20 protein-coding genes are annotated in these 20,034 nt (G+C 64.1%); 12 read left to right on the top strand and 8 right to left on the bottom strand.

What is annotated here, in order from left to right:
- Positions 1–22 precede the first annotated feature (22 nt).
- The 8 genes from prfA to RBA40_RS11090 all read left to right on the top strand — a co-directional run bounded on the left by prfA (position 23) and on the right by RBA40_RS11090 (position 8,109).
- Complete coding sequence (prfA, locus tag RBA40_RS11125) at positions 23–1,099, top strand: peptide chain release factor 1 (RefSeq protein ID WP_306647942.1); 1,077 nt, start codon at positions 23–25, stop codon at positions 1,097–1,099.
- 94 nt (positions 1,100–1,193) lie between these two features.
- A complete protein-coding gene (locus RBA40_RS11120; protein ID WP_306647941.1) occupies positions 1,194–1,667 on the top strand; it encodes a disulfide bond formation protein B in 474 nt (157 codons plus the stop codon).
- The gene (gene prmC / locus RBA40_RS11115; RefSeq protein WP_306647940.1) at positions 1,667–2,488 is read left to right on the top strand and encodes a peptide chain release factor N(5)-glutamine methyltransferase; all 822 of its coding nucleotides are present in this window, start codon (positions 1,667–1,669) and stop codon (positions 2,486–2,488) included. The genes RBA40_RS11120 and prmC overlap by 1 nt, the downstream gene beginning before the upstream one ends.
- A 48-nt stretch (positions 2,489–2,536) precedes the next feature.
- Positions 2,537–4,312 carry a DUF885 domain-containing protein gene (locus RBA40_RS11110; protein ID WP_306647939.1) on the top strand — a complete coding sequence of 592 codons (1,776 nt, stop codon included), beginning with the start codon at positions 2,537–2,539 and terminating at the stop codon, positions 4,310–4,312.
- 164 nt (positions 4,313–4,476) lie between these two features.
- A complete protein-coding gene (gene gshA / locus RBA40_RS11105) occupies positions 4,477–6,069 on the top strand; it encodes a glutamate--cysteine ligase (protein ID WP_306647938.1) in 1,593 nt (530 codons plus the stop codon).
- 11 nt (positions 6,070–6,080) lie between these two features.
- Positions 6,081–7,124 (top strand): histone deacetylase family protein, encoded by a 1,044-nt coding sequence (locus RBA40_RS11100; protein ID WP_306647937.1) that lies wholly within the window; start codon positions 6,081–6,083, stop codon positions 7,122–7,124.
- 20 nt (positions 7,125–7,144) lie between these two features.
- A complete protein-coding gene (locus RBA40_RS11095; protein ID WP_306647936.1) occupies positions 7,145–7,642 on the top strand; it encodes a DUF3291 domain-containing protein in 498 nt (165 codons plus the stop codon).
- Between the two features lie 14 nt (positions 7,643–7,656).
- A complete protein-coding gene (locus tag RBA40_RS11090; RefSeq protein ID WP_306647935.1) occupies positions 7,657–8,109 on the top strand; it encodes a GNAT family N-acetyltransferase in 453 nt (150 codons plus the stop codon).
- Here RBA40_RS11090 and RBA40_RS11085 read toward each other — a convergent pair.
- The 4 genes from RBA40_RS11085 to RBA40_RS11070 form a co-directional block, all read right to left on the bottom strand.
- Positions 8,084–9,217 (bottom strand): PEP-CTERM sorting domain-containing protein, encoded by a 1,134-nt coding sequence (locus RBA40_RS11085; protein WP_306647934.1) that lies wholly within the window; start codon positions 9,215–9,217, stop codon positions 8,084–8,086. The two genes, RBA40_RS11090 and RBA40_RS11085, sit on opposite strands and share 26 nt — an antisense overlap.
- A 62-nt stretch (positions 9,218–9,279) precedes the next feature.
- A complete protein-coding gene (locus tag RBA40_RS11080) occupies positions 9,280–10,353 on the bottom strand; it encodes a DUF3466 family protein (protein ID WP_306647933.1) in 1,074 nt (357 codons plus the stop codon).
- A gap of 115 nt (positions 10,354–10,468) precedes the next feature.
- The gene (locus RBA40_RS11075) at positions 10,469–10,918 is read right to left on the bottom strand and encodes an FKBP-type peptidyl-prolyl cis-trans isomerase (protein ID WP_099873483.1); all 450 of its coding nucleotides are present in this window, start codon (positions 10,916–10,918) and stop codon (positions 10,469–10,471) included.
- A 123-nt stretch (positions 10,919–11,041) separates the two neighbouring features.
- Positions 11,042–12,922: a potassium transporter Kup gene (locus RBA40_RS11070; protein WP_306647932.1), complete on the bottom strand. Its 1,881-nt coding sequence runs from the start codon at positions 12,920–12,922 to the stop codon at positions 11,042–11,044.
- Positions 12,923–13,179: 257 nt separating this feature from the next.
- Between RBA40_RS11070 and rarD the strand changes: the two genes are divergently transcribed.
- Entirely contained in the window at positions 13,180–14,046 is an 867-nt protein-coding gene (rarD, locus tag RBA40_RS11065) for an EamA family transporter RarD (RefSeq protein ID WP_306647986.1), read from the top strand.
- 63 nt (positions 14,047–14,109) lie between these two features.
- Here the strand turns inward: rarD and RBA40_RS11060 are convergent, their stop codons facing one another.
- Positions 14,110–14,883: a choice-of-anchor L family PEP-CTERM protein gene (locus RBA40_RS11060; RefSeq protein ID WP_306647931.1), complete on the bottom strand. Its 774-nt coding sequence runs from the start codon at positions 14,881–14,883 to the stop codon at positions 14,110–14,112.
- A 304-nt stretch (positions 14,884–15,187) separates the two neighbouring features.
- On the opposite strand from RBA40_RS11060, the gene ettA reads away from it, so the two are divergent.
- Both ettA and RBA40_RS11050 read left to right on the top strand, forming a co-directional pair.
- Positions 15,188–16,855 carry an energy-dependent translational throttle protein EttA gene (gene ettA / locus RBA40_RS11055; RefSeq protein ID WP_099873477.1) on the top strand — a complete coding sequence of 556 codons (1,668 nt, stop codon included), beginning with the start codon at positions 15,188–15,190 and terminating at the stop codon, positions 16,853–16,855.
- A 121-nt stretch (positions 16,856–16,976) separates the two neighbouring features.
- Positions 16,977–17,441, top strand: coding sequence for an REP-associated tyrosine transposase (locus RBA40_RS11050; RefSeq protein WP_306647930.1), 465 nt, complete (start codon positions 16,977–16,979; stop codon positions 17,439–17,441).
- Positions 17,442–17,628: 187 nt separating this feature from the next.
- On the opposite strand, the gene RBA40_RS11045 is transcribed toward RBA40_RS11050, so the two are convergent.
- On the bottom strand, positions 17,629–18,183 hold the full coding sequence (locus RBA40_RS11045; protein ID WP_306647929.1) for a porin family protein: 555 nt from the start codon (positions 18,181–18,183) through the stop codon (positions 17,629–17,631).
- A gap of 203 nt (positions 18,184–18,386) precedes the next feature.
- Entirely contained in the window at positions 18,387–18,980 is a 594-nt protein-coding gene (locus RBA40_RS11040) for an alpha-ketoglutarate-dependent dioxygenase AlkB family protein (protein ID WP_306647928.1), read from the bottom strand.
- A 56-nt stretch (positions 18,981–19,036) separates the two neighbouring features.
- Here RBA40_RS11040 and RBA40_RS11035 point away from each other — a divergent pair, with 56 nt between their 5' ends.
- The gene (locus RBA40_RS11035) at positions 19,037–19,618 is read left to right on the top strand and encodes a putative pterin-binding protein (protein WP_306647927.1); all 582 of its coding nucleotides are present in this window, start codon (positions 19,037–19,039) and stop codon (positions 19,616–19,618) included.
- A 22-nt stretch (positions 19,619–19,640) separates the two neighbouring features.
- Here the strand turns inward: RBA40_RS11035 and RBA40_RS11030 are convergent, their stop codons facing one another.
- Complete coding sequence (locus RBA40_RS11030) at positions 19,641–20,003, bottom strand: hypothetical protein (protein WP_099873467.1); 363 nt, start codon at positions 20,001–20,003, stop codon at positions 19,641–19,643.
- Positions 20,004–20,034 lie beyond the last annotated feature (31 nt).

Here is a 20,034-nt window from a genome sequence, read left to right as displayed (position 1 = left end):
CTTACCTTTTACCGAGCACCCTATGAAACCATCGATGCTGGCCAAGCTGGATCAACTGGCCAACCGCCTTGTCGAACTTGACGAATTGCTCATGAGCGAAGGCGCGACCTCGAACATGGACGCCTACCGCAAGATGACGCGCGAGCACGCGGAAATCGGTCCGCTGGTGGCGCTGTACAAGGAGTACCAAAGCGCCCAGAACGATATCGCCGAAGCGCAGGACATGCTGTCGGACCCGGACATGAAGGACTTCGCGCAGGAAGAAATCGAAGGCGCCAAGGGACGCGTCGCGCAGCTGGAAATGGACCTGCAGAAGATGCTGCTGCCGAAAGACGTCAACGACGAGCGCAACATCTTCCTCGAAATCCGCGCCGGCACCGGCGGCGACGAGTCGGCCCTGTTCGCCGGCGACCTGCTGCGCATGTACCTGCGCTTCGCCGAGCGCAATCGCTGGCAGATCGAGACGGTGTCGGAGTCGGTCTCGGACCTGGGCGGCTACCGCGAAGTGATCGTGCGCCTGATCGGCAACGGCGCCTACTCCAAGCTCAAGTTCGAATCGGGCGGGCACCGCGTGCAGCGCGTGCCGGCCACCGAAACGCAGGGCCGCATCCATACCTCGGCCTGCACCGTGGCGGTGATGCCCGAGGCGGACGAAGTCGAAGACGTCAACATCAACCCGGCCGACCTGCGCATCGACACCTACCGCGCCTCGGGCGCCGGCGGGCAGCACATCAACAAGACCGATTCGGCGGTGCGCATCACCCACCTGCCGACCGGGATCGTGGTCGAATGCCAGGACGACCGCAGCCAGCACAAGAACAAGGCCTCGGCACTGAAGGTGCTTGCCGCGCGCATCAAGGACGTGCAGCTGCGCGAGCAGCAATCGAAGGAAGCGGCCACCCGCAAAAGCCTGATCGGCTCGGGCGACCGCAGCGAGCGGATTCGCACCTATAACTTCCCGCAGGGCCGCATGACGGACCACCGCATCAACCTGACCTTGTATAAACTCGACTTCATCATGGATGGGGAACTGACCGAACTGACCAACGCGCTGGCCGCCGAACACCAGGCCGAATTGCTGGCGGCGCTGGGCGATTAAGCACTTGGTAAGCTGCCCGTTGTAGACTGCGCATGCGGCGTACCCGCGCTGCATTTCAAGAGACGCCAATAAAAACACTTCTAGGACTTATCCGATGCCAAATAACCGCACGATCCTGATGTCACTCTCCGCCATCTGCTTCGCCCTGATTGGCGCGGCGCTGTACCTGCAGCACTACAAGGACATGCTGCCATGCCCGCTGTGCGTGATCCAGCGCTACGCCTTCTTCTTCTGTGGGCTGATCTGCCTGGCGGCGGCGTCGGCCAAGCAGTTCAAGCTGTGGAGCTTCGTCGGCCTGGCCGGTTCGCTGACCGGCCTGTTCTTCGCCGGCAAGCAGCTGTGGGTACTGGCCCATCCGGGCCGCTCGTGCGGCATCGATCCGATGCAGACCATGCTCAACCAGGTCCCGACCGCGATTTACCTGCCCTGGATTTTCGAAGCCGACGGCCTGTGCGAAGACGCCGTCGACAAGCTGCTCGGCCTGACCATTCCGCAATGGTCGGCACTGTGGTTCGCCATCATCAGCGTCTCGCTGCTGGTCGTGCTGGCGCGCCGCAGCGCACGCTGATGGTCGCCGCCGGCGCCACGGTCGGCGCGCTGCAGGCGCTGCTGCCGCTCGACCCGCTGGAAAACCGCATCCTTGCCTGCCATGCACTGGGCATCACGCGCATCGGCATGATCACCCAGTCGGAACGGGTACTCACCGCAGCGGAGGCGGCCGCCTTGAGCGCGCTGGTCGAACGGCGCATGAAAGGCGAGCCGATTGCCTACATCGTCGGCCGGCGCGAATTCTACGGCCTTGATTTTGCCGTCAACGCGGCGGTGCTCATTCCCCGTCCCGACACCGAGCTGCTGGTCGAACTGGCGCTTGAACGCCTGCCGGTGCGCGGCCGCATGCTCGATATGGGCACCGGCAGCGGCGCCATCGCGGTGGCCGTGGCCCACACCCGGCCCGACGCCGGCGTCACCGCCCTCGACGTCAGCGCCGCCGCCCTCGACGTGGCGCGCGCCAACGCGCTTGCCAACCGCGCCGCCGTGCGCTTCGTGCAAAGCGACTGGTTCGCGGCCATCGATGGCGAATCGTTCGACCTGATCGTCTCCAATCCCCCCTACATCGCCGACGGCGACGCGCACCTGGCCCAGGGCGACCTGCGCTTCGAGCCGGTGGGCGCGCTGACCGACCATGCCGACGGCCTGTCGGCCCTGCGCACCATCGTGGCCGGCGCGCCGCGCCATCTGCCGCCCCAGGGCTGGCTGCTGATGGAGCACGGCTACGACCAGGCGGCCCAGGTGCGCGCCCTGCTGGCCGATGGCGGCTACACCGAAGTGCAGAGCTGGCGCGACCTGGCCGGCATCGAACGCGTCACCGGTGGACGGCGCGCCGCGTAAGTTTCTGCGGTGCCGCGTACGCAACAGCGGCTTTGCTAAAATGACCAGATGCGCAAACTGATCGCCATCTGTGTCCTGATGCTCGCCCCGCTGGCCGCGGGCGCGGGACCGGCCGTCACGCCCGAGCGCATCACGCCCGACCAGCAGGCGCGCGCCCTGTTCGACAGCGACTGGAAGTGGCGCCTCCAAAACCAGCCCGAATACGCCACCGCCCTGGGCGACTACCGCTACGACGCGACCCTGAGCGACACCACCCTGGCCGCCAGCCGGGCCGCCAATGCGCACCAGCGCAGGATGCTCGAACAGGCCAGGCAGATCGAACGCGACAAGCTCACCGGCCAGCAGCAGCTGTCCTACGACCTGTTCGTGTGGGAGAAGGAGCAGGCGGTCAAGGCGGCCGCGCTGTACCCGTTCCAGGCGCAGCCGATCAGTTATTACGCCGGCATCCACATCAACCTGGCGCAACTGGCCGCGCAGATGCCGTTCGCCACCGAGACCGACTACCGCAACTACCTGGCGCGCCTGGACGCGGTGCCGGCCCACGTCTCGGGCCTGATCGAACAGCTGCGCGAAGGAATGCGTACCGGCTGGGTCGCGCCCAAAGTGTCGGTGCGCGCCGTGCCGGCTATCCTCAAGCAACTGCGCGAGAACGCGGTCGACGGCGCCCTGGGCCTGCCGTTTCGCCAGATCCCGGCCACCATCGACAAGCCGGTGCGCGACGCCCTTGCGCTGGCCGGCCCCGCCGCGCTGCGCAACCGCGTGGCGCCGGCGCTGCAGGAGCTCGAAGAGTTCATCCGCACCGAGTACCTGCCAGTCGCGCGCGAGTCGATCGCGGCCAGCGCGCTGCCGTCCGGCCTCGATTATTACCTGCTGGCGGTGACGCGCCAGACCACCATCGACATGGCCCCGGCCGAGATCCACGCGCTGGGCCTGAGGGAAGTGGCGCGCCTGCGCGCCGACATGACGGCGGCGATCGCGCGCACGGGCTTTAGCGGCGGCTTCGCCCGGTTCATCGTGTTCGCCAAGACCGACCCGCGCCTGTTCTACACCAGCGCCGACCCGCTGCTGGCGCGCTACCGGCGCATCATCACGCGCGCCAGCGCGGCCATGCCCAAGCTGTTCGCGGCCGTGCCCGCGCAGGAGGTGCAGGTCAAGGCGGCTTCCGGCCCGGGCACCGAGAAACAGGGCGCGGCCTGGTACGAGGCCGGCAACGCCGAGCGTCCGGCGGCCTTCGTGGTCAACACCTCGCTGCTGGAAACGCGCCCCATGTGGGAGATGGAAACGCTGGCACTGCACGAAGCACTGCCGGGCCACCACCTGCAGGTGGCGCGCGCCGCCGACATCGCCGACCTGCCGGCCTTTCGCCGCCACGGCTGGCACGCCGCCTATGGCGAAGGCTGGGCCCTGTACGCGGAGTCGCTGGGCCAGGAGATGGGCTTTTTCAAGGATGCGTTTTCGGCCTTCGGCCACCTGAACGCCGACATGTTCCGCGCGGTGCGGCTGGTGGTCGATACCGGTATCCACACCCAGGGCTGGACGCGCCAGCAGGCGATCGACTACATGAACGCCAACACCGCCAACGCGCCTTCCGACAACGAGCTGGAAGTGGACCGCTACATCACATGGCCCGGACAGGCGCTCGGCTACAAGGTCGGACAGCTGAAAATCCGCGCCCTGCGCGACAAGGCGCGGGCGGCGCTGGGCGACAAATTCGACATCCGGCGCTTTCACAGCGTGGTGCTCGATAACGGGCCACTGACCCTGGCCCTGCTCGAACAGCAGGTCGACGCATGGATCGCGGCGGCCAAAAAGCCGGCTTCGTAAGCGCGTGATGCGTCCCCCCGCCGCCCTGGCATTGCATATAAAATAAGCCTTGTCGTAAAAACCACGCCCCACCCCAGCAGGAAAAGGGAGCCGCAGGCGCGCTCGCCGGATTTCGGTTAATCTCGCAGCACTTACCTATTTGGCAGTACAAGAAAGGATTCACCGTGTCGAACCAACTGACCCGCCGCCTGGCCCTGCTCGACGATGATGAACACCGCGCCCTGCTGGGCCAGGGGCTGCGCGGCATCGAGCGCGAGACCCTGCGCGTGGACCGCGCCGGGCGCCTGGCGCGCACGCCGCACCCGGAAGCGCTGGGCGCCGCGCTGACCCACCCGCAGATCACCACCGACTACGCCGAAGCCCTGCTCGAATTCATCACGCCGGCGGAACACGACATCGGCACCACCCTGCACAAGCTCGACGCCATCCACCGCTACGCCTATACCAAGCTGGGTGACGAAATGCTGTGGAGCGAATCGATGCCGTGCGAGCTGCCCGAGGAAGCCGACATCGACATCGCCTGGTACGGCAAGTCGAACATTGGCATGCTCAAGCACGTGTACCGGCGCGGCCTGGCGCTGCGCTACGGGAAAGCAATGCAGTGCATCGCCGGCATCCACTACAACTACTCGCTGCCCGAGCAGATGTTCCAGCTGTTTTCGAACAGCGAAGGCATCCCCGAAGAACGGCGCAGCGCGCTGCGCGACTTCCAGTCCGAAAGCTACATCGCCCTGATCCGCAACTTCCGCCGCTACAGCTGGCTGCTGATGTACCTGTTCGGGGCCTCGCCGGCGCTGTCCACGGGCTTCCTGCGCGGACGCCAACACCAGCTCGAAACGCTGTCCGGCGACACCCTGTACCTGCCGTATGCGACCAGCCTGCGCATGAGCGACCTCGGTTACCAGAACGATGCGCAATCGGGCCTGACGCCGCACGAGAACTCGCTCGAGAGCTACGTCACCAGCCTGATGGACGCGGTGAACCGTCCGTACAAGCCGTACGAGGCGCTCGGCACCAAGCGCGATGGCCAGTGGATCCAGCTCTCGACCAACGTGCTGCAGATCGAGAACGAATACTATTCGACCATCCGGCCCAAGCGCGTGATCCGCACCGGCGAGCGTCCGGTGCAGGCGCTGTGCAAGCGCGGCGTGCAGTACATCGAAGTGCGCTGCCTCGATGTCGATCCGTTCGAGGCGATCGGCATCAGCGTCGAAACGGGGCGCTTCATGGATGCCTTCCTGCTGTTCTGCGCCCTCGACGAGAGCCCGCTGATCAACCAGATGGAAAGCCAGGTCCACGCCCGCAATTTCGCGCGCACCGTGAAGGAAGGGCGCCGTCCCGGCCTGACCCTGACGCGCCACGGCGAAGAGATTTCGCTGGCCGCCTGGGCCAATGAACTGATCGGGCGCATCGCCCCGGTCGCGGCGCTGCTCGACAGCCAGCATAACGAGGATGGCGTGCATGCCGCCTCGCTGGCCGCGCAGCGGGCCAAGATCGCCAATCCGGCGCTCACGCCGTCGGCGCGCGTGCTCGACGAAGTGCGCGCGCTGGGCTCCTCGGCCGCTTTCGGTTTGCGCCAGAGCGAGCTGCATGCGGCGGCGTTCCGCGACAGTCCCTTGATGCCGGCCGAGGCGGCGCTGTTCGACGAGATGGCCGCCACCTCGCTGGCCGAACAGGTCATCATCGAACAGACCCAGACCGGCAGCTTCGACGCTTTTGTGGCCGCCTACAACAGCAGCACATTGTGTGGCGACTGAGGTGACCGAGCGTGCTGACCTTTTATAACGAGCACCACGCCCAGCACCGCGGGCGTCACGAGATGTTCCGTGGCGCCCTGGTGCCGTGCTTCGAAAAGCCGGAGCGGGTCGACATGGTGCTGGCCGAATTCGAGCGGCGCGGCCTGGGCAAGGTGGTCACGCCGCACGGCGTGTCGCTGGTCTCGCTCGAACGCATCCATACGCCGCGCTACCTGCATTTTTTGCGCAATGCCTGGAGCGAGTGGGTCGCGCTCGACGAAGCGAACGCCGACAAGGATGCGTTTCCGTCGGTGTGGCCGATCCGCGGCATGCGCACCGATATCGAGCCCGATAATTTTGCCGCGCGCATGGGCCTCTATTCGATGGACAGCGGCACGCCGCTCACCGCCGGCACCTGGATCGCGGCCAAGACCGGCGCCGACTGCGCGGTCAACGCCGCGCATGCGCTGCGCCTGGGCGAGCGCGGCACCTTTGCGCTGACCCGCCCTCCCGGGCACCACGCGGGCGCCGATTTTTTCGGCGGCTACTGCTTCCTGAACAATGCCGCGCTGGCGGCCCAGCACCTGCTCGACGACGGCGCCAAAAAAGTCGCGATCCTCGATATCGACTACCACCACGGCAACGGCACCCAGAGCATTTTTTATGGCCGCAACGATGTGCTGTTCATCTCGATCCACGCCGATCCGCGCGGCGAGTATCCGTTCTACCTCGGTCACGCCAGCGAAACCGGCGACGGCGAGGGCAAGGGCTACAACATGAATCTGCCGCTGGCGCCCGGATCGACCCCGGCGCAGTGGTTCCTGGCGCTGGAGTCGGCCTGCATCAAGCTGGCCAGCTTCGCGCCGGACGCGCTGGTGGTGTCGCTCGGCGTCGATACGTTCGCGGGCGACCCGCTGTCGTCCTTCGCCCTGCAAAGCAGCGATTTCCTGCGCATCGGCGAACGCATTGCGCACACCGGCCTGCCGACCGCGTTTGTATTCGAGGGCGGGTATGCGGTCAACGAGATCGGCATCAATGTGGTGAATGTATTAGAAGGTTTTGAAACCGCTAACTGACCTGCACAACGAAAGAGCCCATGTCGCGTTACCAGCTGGCCCAACTCAATATCGCCCTGATGAAAGGTCCCATCGATTCGCCCGTGATGGCCGATTTCGTCGCCAATCTCGACCGCATCAATGCGCTCGCCGACCAGTCGCCCGGCTTCGTGTGGCGCCTGCAGACCGAGGACGGCAACGCGACCGCCCTCAGTCCTCTCGGCGAAAACGAGATCGTCAACATGTCGGTCTGGGAGGACGTGGCGGCGCTGAACCACTATGTGTACAAAACCGCGCACGTGGAGATCATGAAGCGGCGCAAGGAGTGGTTCGAGCGCATGCGCGAGGCCTATATGGTGCTGTGGTGGGTGCCGCGCGGGCAGCGTCCCACGATGGACGATGCCATCGCCAGCCTGGCGCATTTGCGCGCGCACGGCCCCACTGCGCGCGCCTTTACCTTTAGCCGCGCCTTCGCCGCGCCCGACGCGCCCGAACACGCACCGGCGCCGCCGTCCGGCGACGCCTGCCCCGCACTGTGAATGAAGGCAATACGATGATCAATTGGGAATGGCGCCACTTCGACGAGCTCTCCGGCGCCGATCTGTACGCGGTGATGGCCAGTCGCCAGGATGTGTTCATCCTGGAGCAGACTTGCCTGTATCCGGACCTCGACGGCTACGACCAGGGCGCGTACCACCTGCTTGGCTGGCACACGGTCGACGGCGCGCGCGTGCTGGCGGCGTATTTGCGCTGCATCGCCCCCGGCGTGAAGTTCGAGGAAATGTCGCTCGGGCGCGTGCTCACCACCAAAGGCGCGCGCGGCGGCGGCAGCGGACGCGCGCTGGTGGCCGAGGGCATCGCCTGCGCCGAACGCCAGTATCCGGGCCAGCGCATCCGCATCGGCGCCCAGCAGCATCTGGAAGTCTTTTACGCCAGCCTGGGCTTCGTCACGGTGAGTGCGCCTTACGACGAAGACGGCATCATGCACATCGATATGCTGCGCTGAGGCGGCGCCGCCACGCCAGGCCAAGCAACGCCAGGCCCGCCAGCAGCATGGCCTGAGCCTGCGGCTCGGGCACGGGGCTGGTCAGCGCCAGCAGCAGGCCGCCGCAACCCTCGCTGGCGTGGCAGCCATAGGCGGCAATCTGGCCCAGGTCGTTGATGCCGGCGGCGCTCTGCACGGTCCAGCCAAGAGCGGGATCGATCAGCGTGTTCAGGTCGCTCATGTGACCATTGGCATAGATAAACGCAAAGAAAGGCACTTGCAGCGCGCCGCCCAGATTGCCGACCACCTCGCCCCGGTTGTTGAGCCCGGTGCCCCAGGCGGCCAGGCCATACATGCTTCCCAGCACCTGCGTCATGCCGTTCGTGTACAGGTAGGCGCTTTCGGGCCCATGCCAGTCGGTGCCGGTAATCTGGCCGGCCTGGTTGACGGCGTTGGCGGTGCTGCTGCCCGAATCCGAATAGTTGAGGGCGCTCATAACGCCGTTCTCGTACACAAACGCGGTCTGCGGCGGATGAAACTCGCCCTGCCCCAGCGAGCTGCCCACCACGCGGCCGGCGTTGTTGATGCCGCTGGCCCAGATGCTGTCACCACCGAGGTTGCCGATGTCGCGCAGCCGTCCACCGTCCCCCACAAACGCACCCCAGCCGGTGGCGGGCGCATAAAAATTGCCCGCGACCTGGCCCCGGTCGTTGATCGCCGTGCCACGCGTCATCGTGCCGCCGCCGATGGTGCCCAGGTCGGTCATCACACCCTTGCTGTAGATGAAGGCGTGTTCTTCGCCGCTGGCGGTGAGCGCGCCGCCGGTCACCTCGCCGAAGCGGTTGAGCGCCGTGCCGGTGCTGCTGGCGCCACCCAGGGTACCCAGGTCGATGCCGCCGCCGGCCGACCACAGATATGCCTGCCCATTGCGGGTGCCGACGATCTGGCCGGCATTGTTGATGCCGGCCGGGCTCATTGCGTCCGGCAAGACGGTCACGGTGTAGGAGCGAACAGCGGTAGGCACCGCGGTAGGCACGGCGGCAGGGGCGGCCGCTGCGGCGCCGGCCGACAGCAGCAGCGCGAGGGCGAGGGCGAGGGCGAGGGCGAGGGCAGGATGGGAAGTGGACATGGCAAAATCCTCGAAGATGGACCAGCTGCCATCGTGCGCGCACGGCCGCCGCGCGCCCTGTGTTATGTCATGCGTGCGGCGCGCAGGCGGCACCAGCCGACCAGTCCCAGGCCGGCCAGCAGCATGGCCCAGGTGCCCGGTTCGGGCGTGGCGCTCGGATGCAGCAGCAGGCCGCCGCACTCGCTGCCGCCGTTGCGGCAACCGTAGGCGGCGATCTGGCCGCTGTCGTTGATGCCGGTGGCGTTGTGCACGGTGTAGCCGAGTACCGGATCGATCAGCGTGTTCAGGTCGATCAGCCCGGCGCCCTCGTACAAAAAGCCGAGCGAGTCGCCGTCGCCCGCACTGTCCGAGCGACCCACCACCTGGCCGCCCAGGTTGACCGCATTGGCGTAGCTGCGCCGTCCACCCAGGGTGCCCAGATCGGTCATCTTGCCGTTGGCGTACATGAAGGCATGCTCGCTGCCCTGCACCCAGGCGTTGCCGACCACGGTGCCGGCATCGTTGATGGCGGCCGCGGCGCTGTAGCTGCCGCCCAGGGTGCCGAGGTCGCTCATCTTGCCGTTCGCGTACAGGAAGGCGTGCGCCAGATAGGGCGAGGTATCGTCCAGCGCCGACACGCCGACCACGTGGCCGGCATTGTTGATGCCGGCCGCGTAGGCGAAGCTGCCGCCCAGGGTGCCCAGGTCGGTGCTGGCGCCGCCGCTGTACAGGAAAGCCCGGTAGGCGGGCGTGGTGGTCAGGTATTGCCCCGCCACTTGGCCCGCATCGTTGATGGCGGTCCCCAGGCTGTCGGTGCTGCCGGGGGTGGCCAGTTCGGCCAGCGTGGCGCCCGCATAGCGGAAAGCGCGCGCCTGCCCGCCCGGCAGGCTGGCGTGGCCGGTGGCCTGGCCAAGCCGGTTGATGGCCGCGGCCGAGCTGGCGGGGCCGCCGAAGGTACCGATCTCGGTCAGGGTGCCGCCCGACCAGAGGAAGCCGCGCTGGCCGCCGTCGCCGGGGCGGTCGCCGACGATCTGGCCGGCATTGTTGATGCCGAGAGGATTGGTATTGAGGGGTAGCGGCGTGACCGCATAACGCGACGCGGCAACGCTGGTCAGCGGCGCGAGCACGAGGGCAAACAGGAAAATACGAGGAGACATGGCTTGATCCTTTCAGGCTGTGAAAGGATCAAGGATCTGCCGACTTTGCGCGCTTTATTTGAGGCGCATCAGTCGCGCGCCGATGCGGTCAGCATCGGCGCGGCGTGCGCCACACTTACTTGACGGCGACCAGTTCGATGTCGAACACCAGGCCGGTATTCGGTGGAATGGTGCCCCTGCCGCTCGCGCCGTAAGCCAGGCTCGATGGAATCGACAGGGTGCGCTTGCCGCCCACTTTCATGCCAGGAATGCCCTGGACCCAGCCTTCGATCAAGCTGCCCGTGGCCAGCGGAAACTCCACCGGCGCCTTGGAAGTTTCGAAGTTCGCGCCTTTATTGTCGGGCTTGCTCGAATCGTAGAGATAACCGCTGTAGTTAACGCTGATTTTCTTGCCGACCACGGCTTCGGCGCCGGTACCGACCACCGTATCCTTGGTGGTCAGGGCGGTCGGGCTGGTGACGACCGTGATCGGCGGCACCTGGACCGGGCTGTCGTCGGAACTGCCGCAAGCGGTCAGGGCAAAAGTGGCAACCAGGGCGGCGGCGAGAGTAAGCTTGAGTTTCATGAAATCCTTGGGCGGTGACGGAAAAAGTTGCCAAAGTTTAGCAGCAGTTGCCCATCGCCGCACTATTCGTCTCGCATCAAAAGTGTGGGGTTTATGTATCGACTTGTATCCTGTCGACAAAAATCAGATTTCGACCTGGGTCCCCAGTTCGATCACCCGGTTGGGAGGAATCTGATAGTAGTCGGCGGCGCCGCGGGCATTGCGCGACATGGCCACGAACAGGTGCTCGCGCCATGGCGCCATGCCGCCGCCCGGGGCCGAAATGACGGTCTGGCGCGCGATGAAGAAGGACGTTTCCATCATCTCGAACGGCAGGCCGTGCTCCTCGCACTGGACCAGCACCTTGGGAATATCCGGTTCATCCTTGAAGCCGTAGAACACATTGATCTGGAAGCAATTGTGTCCCAGCGCGGTGACCTTGGCCTGTTCGGCCGTCGGCACCCACGGTTCTTCCAGCATGTGCACGGTCAGGAACACCACGCGCTCGTGCAGCACCTTGTTGTGCGACAGGTTGTGCAGCAGCGCGTGCGGCACGCCGTCGCTTTCGCCGCGCAGGAAAATCGCGGTGCCGTAGACGCGGGTTGGCGGCGCCACGAACAGCGACTGCAGGAACTCTTCGAGCGGAATGGCATGCGACTGCAGGTTCTCGAACACCAGATGGCGCCCGCGCTTCCAGGTCATCATGCCGGTAAACAGGATCGCGCCCAGCAGCAGCGGGAACCAGCCGCCATGGAACAGTTTCAAGGTGCTCGACGAGAACAGCATGATGTCCATGACGATGAAAAAGCCGGTCGCGCCGAAGCACAGCACCAGCGGCAGATGCCAGCGGTAGCGCGTCACGAAGAAGGTCAGGATGGTGGTGCACAGCATGGTGGCGGTGACCGCGATGCCGTAGGCGCCGGCCATGTCGTCGGACGACTGGAAAATGAGCACGCCGATCAAGACCACCACCAGCTGCAGCCAGTTCACGGCCGGAATGTAGATCTGGCCGATTTCGCTTTCCGATGTGTGCAGCACGCGCATGCGCGGCATCAGACCCAGCGCGATGGCTTGCTTGGTCATCGAGAAGGTGCCGGAAATGGTGGCTTGCGAGGCGATCACGGCGGCCATGGTCGAGAGCAGCACCAGCGGATAGATGCTCCAGCTGCCGAGCTGGTTGTAGAAGGGGTTGCTCACGTGCTCGGGGTGCATGATCAGCAGCGCGCCCTGGCCCATGTAGTTCAGCGCCAGCGCCGGAAAGGCGATCAGGAACCAGGCCGCGCGGATCGGTTTCTTGCCGAAATGGCCCATGTCGGCATACAGCGCCTCGGCGCCGGTCAGCGAGAGCACCACCGCGCCGAGCGCGATGAAGGCGGTGTACTTGTTTTCCAGCATGAAGCGGAAAGCGTGCAGGGGATTGAGGGCGGCCAGGATCTGCGGCGCCTCGATGATGTTGGCCACGCCCATGGCCGCCAGGGTGGCGAACCAGACCAGCATGACGGGCCCGAACCAGCGCCCGATGCCGGCCGTGCCGCGCCGCTGCACCGAATACAGGGCCACCAGCACGATGGCGGTAATGAGCAGCACCACCCAGTTGGGAATGCCGGGAATGGCGACCTCAAGGCCTTCGATCGCGCCCAGCACCGAAATGGCGGGGGTAATCACGCTGTCGCCATAAAACATGGTGGCGCCGAACACGCCCAGCACCATCAGCGGAAAATACCATTTGGAGGCCTTGGTCACCGAATTGAGCGCCAGCGCCATCAGCGCCATGATGCCGCCCTCGCCGCGGTTGTCGGCACGCAGGATCAGCGCGACATACTTGAGCGAGACGATCAGGGTCAGCCCCCAGAAAATCAGGGAAATAATGCCGAGCAGATTGGGGGTGTTCAGGGCCAGGCCGTGGTCCTCGTGGAACACGGCTTTGAGGGTGTACAGAGGACTGGTACCGATATCGCCGTAGACGATGCCGACGGCAGCCAGGGTCAGGGCCGCCAGGCTGCTCTTCTTGTGTTGCGCTGTCAAGATTGCACCATATTCTTGTTTTGGTGCATTGCACAATAGAAGATGACCATAGAAAAAGCAAGCACAATTCGTTGCATCATTAATACCCTTGGTTACAGCAAGAACGTCCCTTGCCGACGAAGACGCCATGATAAACGCTGTGGGCGGATGAGTGCGTTTCCGATGGCAAACTGGCACGATCGGCGAATGGGCCGCGGCCGGCAAGCTTCGCCTATCTGCGAGATAATATTTATCTAATGAATCTCTGATTGTCACTCATGCGTACCGGCATCCTGTCCGCCGCCCTGGCCTTCCTGTGCTGGGGTCTGTTTCCCTTGTATTTCCATGCCCTCAAGGAAGTGCCGCCAGCCCAGATCATGGGTCACCGCGTGCTCTGGTCGCTCCTGTTCCTGGTGATCGTGCTGACCATCCGCCAGCAGTGGAAATGGCTGGGGGCGCTCAGGCAGCAGCCGCGCGTGGTGGCCAGTTTCGCCCTGAGCGCGCTGCTGCTCAGCTTCAACTGGCTGCTCTACATCTGGGCCGTCAACAGCGGCCATGTGATCGAAGCGAGCCTGGGCTACTTCATCAATCCCCTGTTCAACGTGATGCTGGGCTACCTGGTGCTCAAGGAAAGGCTGCGCACCGTCCAGTGGGTGGCGATCGCGCTGGCCACCTGCGGCGTGCTGTGGCTGACCTGGCAGGCCGGGCGCATGCCCTGGATCGCCCTGCTGCTGGCCGCGTCCTTCGGCGGCTACGGCTTGCTGCGCAAGACGGCCTCGCTGGGCGCGCTGGAAGGCTTGTCGTTTGAAACCATGCTGCTATTTCCGTTCGCGCTGGGCTTCGTGATCTGGCTGACCATGACGGGCGACAATGCCTTCTTGAACAGCCCGTCGAACGGCACGCGCTGGCTGCTCATCGCGTCCGGGCCGATCACGGCCATTCCGCTGCTGCTGTTCGCCAGCGGCGCGCGCAAGATTCCGCTGTCGGTGCTGGGATTGCTGCAGTACATCGGGCCGACCATCCAGCTCAGCCTGGGTATCTTCCTGTTCCACGAAGCCTTCACCCAGGAGCGCATGATCGGCTTTGCGATCATCTGGAGCGCGCTGGCCCTGTATGCGGCGGAGGGACTGCTCAAGCGCAAATAAGCACGCGGCGGCAGGACAAAAAAATAGCGGCCGAGGCCGCTATTTTTCATTCCAGCGACGCGCTTACGCCGCTTTTTTGCGCTTGGCGACGGCCAGACCGGCCAGGCCCAGACCCAGCAGGGCCAGGCTGCCTGGTTCAGGCACGCCGACCGGGTCGCCGGCGAAGGTGCCGCCCTGGATGAAGACGCCCGAATCGAGATTCGCATCGCCGCGGTCCTGGATCAGGAATTCAAAGGTGTTCACGCCAACCAGGCCGAAGGCTTTGGCGGTCATGACGGTGGTCAGGCCATCGTAGCCGGTGTCGACGGTCTGTTTGGCATTGTCGCGGTAGTAACCGGCATTGATATTGTTGTTCACGTTATTGATCGACACGACGCCGTTCGCGCCAGGAACCAGGGCGATGTTCTTGCCGTTGAGCTTGAGTTCGAACAGGTCGTTGTACTCGGTGCCGACGAATTCGTTGTATTCCTCGGACGCGAAGACATAGTTGAAGAACACGTTGCCGGTGGTGCTGGTGAAATTGAATTTGAGCGAGGTGGTGGTGCCGTCGCCGGAGCAGCTGCCGCCGTTGTTGCCGCCGACCGCGCAGGCGGTGCGGCCAGTGGTCAGCAGGACGCCCTGGCCGAAACCGATGTTGCCGCCGTCGGTGAAGGTGCCGCTGGCGGCCGAGGTGGCGCTGGCCAGGGTGGCATTGGTGATGCTCACGCCGGTGCCGCCCAGGGCGTTGGCCAGGGTGCTTGCGTTGGTGGTGTTGGTCACGACCAGTGCGTGTGCCGAGCTGGTGGCCAGAAGAAGTGCTGCGGCCGACATCACGCTGCGGATCAAGTTAAATTTCATTGTTTGTTCTTTTCAGGTAAGAGTTGGAATTCTGTTTTTCTGTGAGCGCGGTGCCCGATGAAAAATTAAGCAATTTCCATACCTGAAATAAAAGATGCACTAAATCAATGACTTGAAGAAACATTGCGCCGTGCCATGTTTGTAAGTGTAAAGAATTCCGACACTTTGCAGCAAGAATACTTGCAGCATGCATAAATTGGGCAGCGATCGCAGCGCACGCCAGCGGGAGCGGCACAGGAAAGGGCCAATCCGGAGGCGACTTATTGTATCCTGTTGACCTTCCGTCCCCATTTCAAGAAACTCAATGGCCAATTACGTCTATACCATGAATCGCGTGGGCAAAATCGTCCCGCCCAAACGCCAGATCCTCAAGGATATTTCCTTGTCGTTCTTCCCCGGCGCCAAGATCGGCGTGCTGGGCCTGAACGGCTCCGGCAAGTCGACCTTGCTGAAAATCATGGCGGGCATCGATACCGACATCCAGGGCGAAGCCGTGCCGATGCCGGGCCTGAACATCGGCTACCTGCCGCAGGAACCTGTGCTCGATCCCGAGCAGACGGTGCGCCAGGTGGTCGAATCGGGCCTGGGCGAAGTGTTCGAGGCGCAAGCCAAGCTGGAAGCGGTGTACGCGGCCTATGCCGACGAAGACGCCGACTTCGATGCGCTGGCGACCGAACAGGCGCGCCTGGAAGCGATCATCTCGACCTCCGACGGCGGCAACCTGAACCTGCAGCTGGAGATGGCCGCCGACGCGCTGCGCCTGCCGCCGTGGGACGCCAAGATCGGCATCCTGTCCGGTGGCGAAAAGCGCCGCGTGGCACTGTGCCGCCTGCTGCTGTCGAAACCCGACATGCTGCTGCTCGACGAACCAACCAATCACCTGGATGCCGAATCGGTCGACTGGCTCGAACAATTCCTGCTGCGCTTCCCGGGCACCGTGGTCGGCATTACCCACGATCGCTACTTCCTCGACAACGCCGCCGAATGGATTCTCGAACTCGACCGCGGCCACGGCATTCCGTGGAAAGGCAACTACAGCTCGTGGCTGGAGCAAAAGAGCAACCGCCTCAAGCAGGAAGAAGCGACCGAGTCCTCGCGCCAGAAAACCATGGCCAAGGAACTCGAATGGGTGCGCCAGAATCCGAAAGGCCGCCAGGCCAAGAGCAAGGCCCGCCTGGCGCGCTTTAACGAGCTGTCCGAGCACGAATACCAGAAACGCAACGAAACGTCGGAGATCTTCATTCCCGTGGCCGAGCGCCTGGGCAATGACGTGATCGAATTCAAGAACGTGTCGAAATCGTTCGGCGACCGCCTGCTGATCGAGAACCTGTCGTTCATCGTGCCGCCGGGCGCCATCGTCGGCATCATCGGCCCGAACGGCGCCGGCAAGTCGACCCTGTTCAAGATGATTACCGGCAAAGAGCAGCCCGACAGCGGCGAAGTCGCCATCGGCCAGACCGCGCGCGTATCCATCGTCGACCAGAACCGCGACGACCTGGCCAATACCAAGACCGTGTTCGACGACGTGGCCGGCGGCGCCGATACGCTCACCGTGGGCCGTTTCGACATGCCGTCGCGCGCCTACCTGGGCCGCTTCAACTTCAAGGGCTCGGATCAGCAAAAGATCGTCGGCAACCTGTCGGGCGGGGAACGCGGCCGTCTGCATCTGGCCAAAACCCTGCTGCAAGGCGGCAACGTCCTGCTGCTCGATGAACCGTCGAACGATCTGGACGTGGAAACCCTGCGCGCGCTGGAAGATGCCCTGCTGGAATTTGCCGGCAGCGTCATGGTCATTTCCCACGATCGCTGGTTCCTGGACCGCATCGCGACCCACATCCTGGCGTTCGAAGGCAACTCGCAAGTCACTTTCTTCGACGGTAACTATCAGGAATACGAAGCCGACAAGAAGAAACGCCTGGGCGAAGAAGGCGCCAAGCCGAAGCGGATCCGCTACAAGCCGCTGACGGTGTAAGCGGACAGGTCCAGCCAGCGCGCGCTGGCGCTACGCCTTTTTGCAGCACAGCTCGTTTCAGAAGTCCCTCACTTTTGCGCTAATCGACCTATAAGCACGCCGAGCCCGGCACACTGGACAGATGAATGACTATCGCGCCAACCGGGTCGCCGGGCACAGTTATTTTTTCACGGTCCGCTTGTCCGAGCGCGGCAGCACGCTATTGACCGACCATATCGCCGCTTTCGGCGAGGCTATTCGCCAGGCGCGCAGCCGCAAGCCGTTTCATGTCGATGCCTGGGTTGCCCTGCCCGACCATGCCCACGCCATCTGGACCTTGCCGCCGGGCGACGAGGATTGCGCCACCCGCTGGCGCGCCGTCAAGATTGCGTTTTCCAAATCCCTGAGCAAAGCGCGCGCGACGCGGGGCACCGAGATCATCTGGGAACCGCACTACCAGCAGCATTGCGTCGGCAGCGACGACTATGCCGGCCTGGTCGACTATATCCACCATAATCCCTTGCGTCACGGCCTGTGCGGCGCGCCGCAGGAGTGGCAATGGTCGTCGGTGCACCGCTTTATCGCGGCCGGGATGGTGGCGTACTGAGGGGGTTTTACCGGGGAGGGAACGGGGTGCAAACGCGGCCCCGGAAAGACAAAGCGCCTCCCGGTGGATACAGCAAGCGGAGGGGGCGCTTGCTGCACACACTGGAAGGCGCCGTGCCTGTTCCGGTCTGCCCTTCTGTCAACTGCGGCCCGGGCTTCGCGCAGCGCGCAAAGCCACGGGCGCCCGATCAGAAGCTGTAACGAGCACCAACGGTGATGGCGTCTGCCTTGGCACCGAAGTCCTTGCTCTTGCCATAGCGCTCATATTCCAGCGTCAGGGCGACCTGCTTGCTCAGGTTGTACTGGCCGCCAACGGCTCCGTACACGCCTGTCTCGCTTTCCTTGTAGCGCAGGTTAGGCGAACTGCCTTCAACCTTGGTATAACCAGCGCCGAGCTTGCCGTAGACCGAAAACATCTCGTTGACAGGCATGGTGGCCTTGCCGGCGATGTAGGCGCGCTTGCCGTCGGTAGTGCCGCTGCGGGTGTCATTGCCGATCTTGTAGTTGAAATCGGCCTTGGTCAGGTCGGTGTAACCGGCTTCCACGCCCCACATCGGGGTGATATCGAGGCCGCCGAACACTTTCAGCGATGGCTTGTAGCCGTCGCCGTCGTCGCTACCGCTAATTTTGTAGCTGTGATCGGACGATGCGACGCCCACACCAACGTAAGGGGCCGGGCTTTGCGCCTGGGCAGCGGTCATCGCGGTGGCGCCAGCGATCAATGCAAAAATGAGCTTTTTCATGCGGAATCCTTTGTGTGAAACAGTCTGTTCCGCAATTCCCAATGAATTGCGAGGTAACCAAGATAGCACCACCGAATGGACGCATGAAGGGGCATTCCGTAAGACTTGTAAGGAAATGTAACGTGAAAAATAGTGTGACGCTGAAATTACTGACTATGCGTTCAGCTATATGTATTTTTCAGTTAGGCGAATTTAAGCGGAAATTAAAAGATGAAGCGGAAAGTTAGGTTCACGCGCGGGCCGCTGGGGCGCGTCGACTTGTTAATTCCGTGCTGCCAGTGCTTTTGTGTATTGCCTGACATCACTAGTAAAGTACCGTCTTTTAAGACTAGCTTAAGTGTCTGTTTGGTCTGTTTGTGGCGCAGGATGAAGGTTCTTTCAGCGCCATAACTGAGCGAGGCGATCACCGGCGCAGGGCCGAGCTCGGCTTCGTCATCGCTGTGCATGCCCATGCTGTCGCGCTCGTTTCGATAGTAATTGAGCAGCACGCTGTTGAAGCGCTGGCCGCAGGCGGCCTCGACCGTCTCCTTGAGGGCCAGCTGCAGCGGCGTGAACGGCAGCGGTTCGAGGCGCAGGCCGGAATACGTGTAGGCCGCCTCGCCGTGCCAGGCGGTCAGGCGCGGCTGCGGATGCTGCTTTCCCCACAGGGTGATCGATTGGGCGCGCCAGGCAGTTTCGGCAACAAGGCGCGCGAGCACCTCCGCATTACTCAGATGAAAAGGCAGCTGGGGCAAGACCGCTACCGTGCCATCGTCGAGCGGAAAGGGGGTTAACTGACTTTGTTGAAACAGGTCCATGGAAAGCGGCTTGGCGATATGATGGCAGGATGACACGATAGACGAGGTATTTTCGCATGAAAAAACGCCACTTCCTGGGCGCCGCCGCGAGCGTCGCTGCCCTCCCCGCCCTCGCTGCCGGCACACCAGCCCGACAGGCACCGGGACCAGCCCTGCTGACCCTGACCGGCGCCCTGGCGCGCAGCAACCGCGGCCCGTTCGACCCGGTGCTCGACCAGATGATGCACAAGCAAAAGATCAGCTTCGACAAGGCGTTCAGCCTGGATTTCGGCGCGCTGCTGGCCCTGCCGGCGGTCGGCATCAATCCTACCCTGGAATACGACGCCAAGGCGCATGCGCTGCGCGGCCCGCTGCTGCTCGACGTGGTGGCGGCCAGCGGCACCCGCCTGCGCGACGACGCCAAGCTGGTGCTGCGCGCCGTGGACGGCTATGCGGTCGCGCTGCCCGTGGCGCAGGCGCGCGCGCAGCGCTTCATCGTCGCCACCCATCTCGACGGCAAGCCGATGGCGCTGGGCGGGCTGGGGCCCTTGTGGGCCGTGTACGATGCGGATCGTTTTCCCGACATGGCCGCAAGGCCGGTGGCCGAACGCTTCGGCGCCTGCCCGTGGGCCCTGTATCACATCGAGGTCACGCAATGAGGCCGCCCTCGGCGGCAATCGCTCAGGCGTAGGCTTCGGCCAGCGACATCACACGCGGCGTGACGGTGATGCCGACGTTGCCGAACAAGGTATCGATGTCTTTCAGATTGGCCTCGCACTCTTCGGTTTTCCAGCCCTTGAAGATATCGGTGCCGTCTTTCTGGAAGTGCAGGTCGAGCACCTTGCCGCGGTCCTTGTGGGTGTAGGCCTCGCTGTGGGTGTTCTGGAAGCCCAGCTCGGCGAGGCCGGCGAGGATCGCACTCGGTGGATTGTCGGGGTCGGTGGCGAGGAAGACGCCGAAGGTCTTGCCGGGGGGCTTGGCGGCGATATCGACTTCATAAATGCCGGGCGCCTTTGTCACAGACGTACTTTTCAAAAATAGCATGCTGGTCTCCCTCGTCGACGTAAGCAGGGGC

Origin of the sequence: Massilia pseudoviolaceinigra (assembly GCF_030846505.1) — a bacterium.
Lineage (GTDB): Bacteria > Pseudomonadota > Gammaproteobacteria > Burkholderiales > Burkholderiaceae_D > Telluria_A > Telluria_A violaceinigra.
The sequence above is the reverse complement of the archived record's forward strand: the minus strand, read 5'-3'. Positions and strand labels throughout refer to the sequence as shown.

Excerpts from the sequence above, each read along its gene's own strand:
- RBA40_RS11045 (WP_306647929.1), bottom strand. The coding sequence starts at position 18,183 with ATGAAAAAGCTCATTTTTGCATTGATCGCTGGCGCCACCGCGATGACC.
- RBA40_RS11110 (WP_306647939.1), top strand. The coding sequence starts at position 2,537 with ATGCGCAAACTGATCGCCATCTGTGTCCTGATGCTCGCCCCGCTGGCC.
- rarD (WP_306647986.1), top strand. The coding sequence starts at position 13,180 with ATGCGTACCGGCATCCTGTCCGCCGCCCTGGCCTTCCTGTGCTGGGGT.
- RBA40_RS11090 (WP_306647935.1), top strand. The coding sequence starts at position 7,657 with ATGATCAATTGGGAATGGCGCCACTTCGACGAGCTCTCCGGCGCCGAT.
- RBA40_RS11095 (WP_306647936.1), top strand. The coding sequence starts at position 7,145 with ATGTCGCGTTACCAGCTGGCCCAACTCAATATCGCCCTGATGAAAGGT.
- RBA40_RS11040 (WP_306647928.1), bottom strand. The coding sequence starts at position 18,980 with ATGGACCTGTTTCAACAAAGTCAGTTAACCCCCTTTCCGCTCGACGAT.
- RBA40_RS11085 (WP_306647934.1), bottom strand. The coding sequence starts at position 9,217 with ATGTCCACTTCCCATCCTGCCCTCGCCCTCGCCCTCGCCCTCGCCCTC.
- RBA40_RS11050 (WP_306647930.1), top strand. The coding sequence starts at position 16,977 with ATGAATGACTATCGCGCCAACCGGGTCGCCGGGCACAGTTATTTTTTC.
- prmC (WP_306647940.1), top strand. The coding sequence starts at position 1,667 with ATGGTCGCCGCCGGCGCCACGGTCGGCGCGCTGCAGGCGCTGCTGCCG.
- RBA40_RS11120 (WP_306647941.1), top strand. The coding sequence starts at position 1,194 with ATGCCAAATAACCGCACGATCCTGATGTCACTCTCCGCCATCTGCTTC.
- RBA40_RS11075 (WP_099873483.1), bottom strand. The coding sequence starts at position 10,918 with ATGAAACTCAAGCTTACTCTCGCCGCCGCCCTGGTTGCCACTTTTGCC.
- RBA40_RS11080 (WP_306647933.1), bottom strand. The coding sequence starts at position 10,353 with ATGTCTCCTCGTATTTTCCTGTTTGCCCTCGTGCTCGCGCCGCTGACC.
- RBA40_RS11030 (WP_099873467.1), bottom strand. The coding sequence starts at position 20,003 with ATGCTATTTTTGAAAAGTACGTCTGTGACAAAGGCGCCCGGCATTTAT.
- ettA (WP_099873477.1), top strand. The coding sequence starts at position 15,188 with ATGGCCAATTACGTCTATACCATGAATCGCGTGGGCAAAATCGTCCCG.
- RBA40_RS11060 (WP_306647931.1), bottom strand. The coding sequence starts at position 14,883 with ATGAAATTTAACTTGATCCGCAGCGTGATGTCGGCCGCAGCACTTCTT.
- RBA40_RS11035 (WP_306647927.1), top strand. The coding sequence starts at position 19,037 with ATGAAAAAACGCCACTTCCTGGGCGCCGCCGCGAGCGTCGCTGCCCTC.
- prfA (WP_306647942.1), top strand. The coding sequence starts at position 23 with ATGAAACCATCGATGCTGGCCAAGCTGGATCAACTGGCCAACCGCCTT.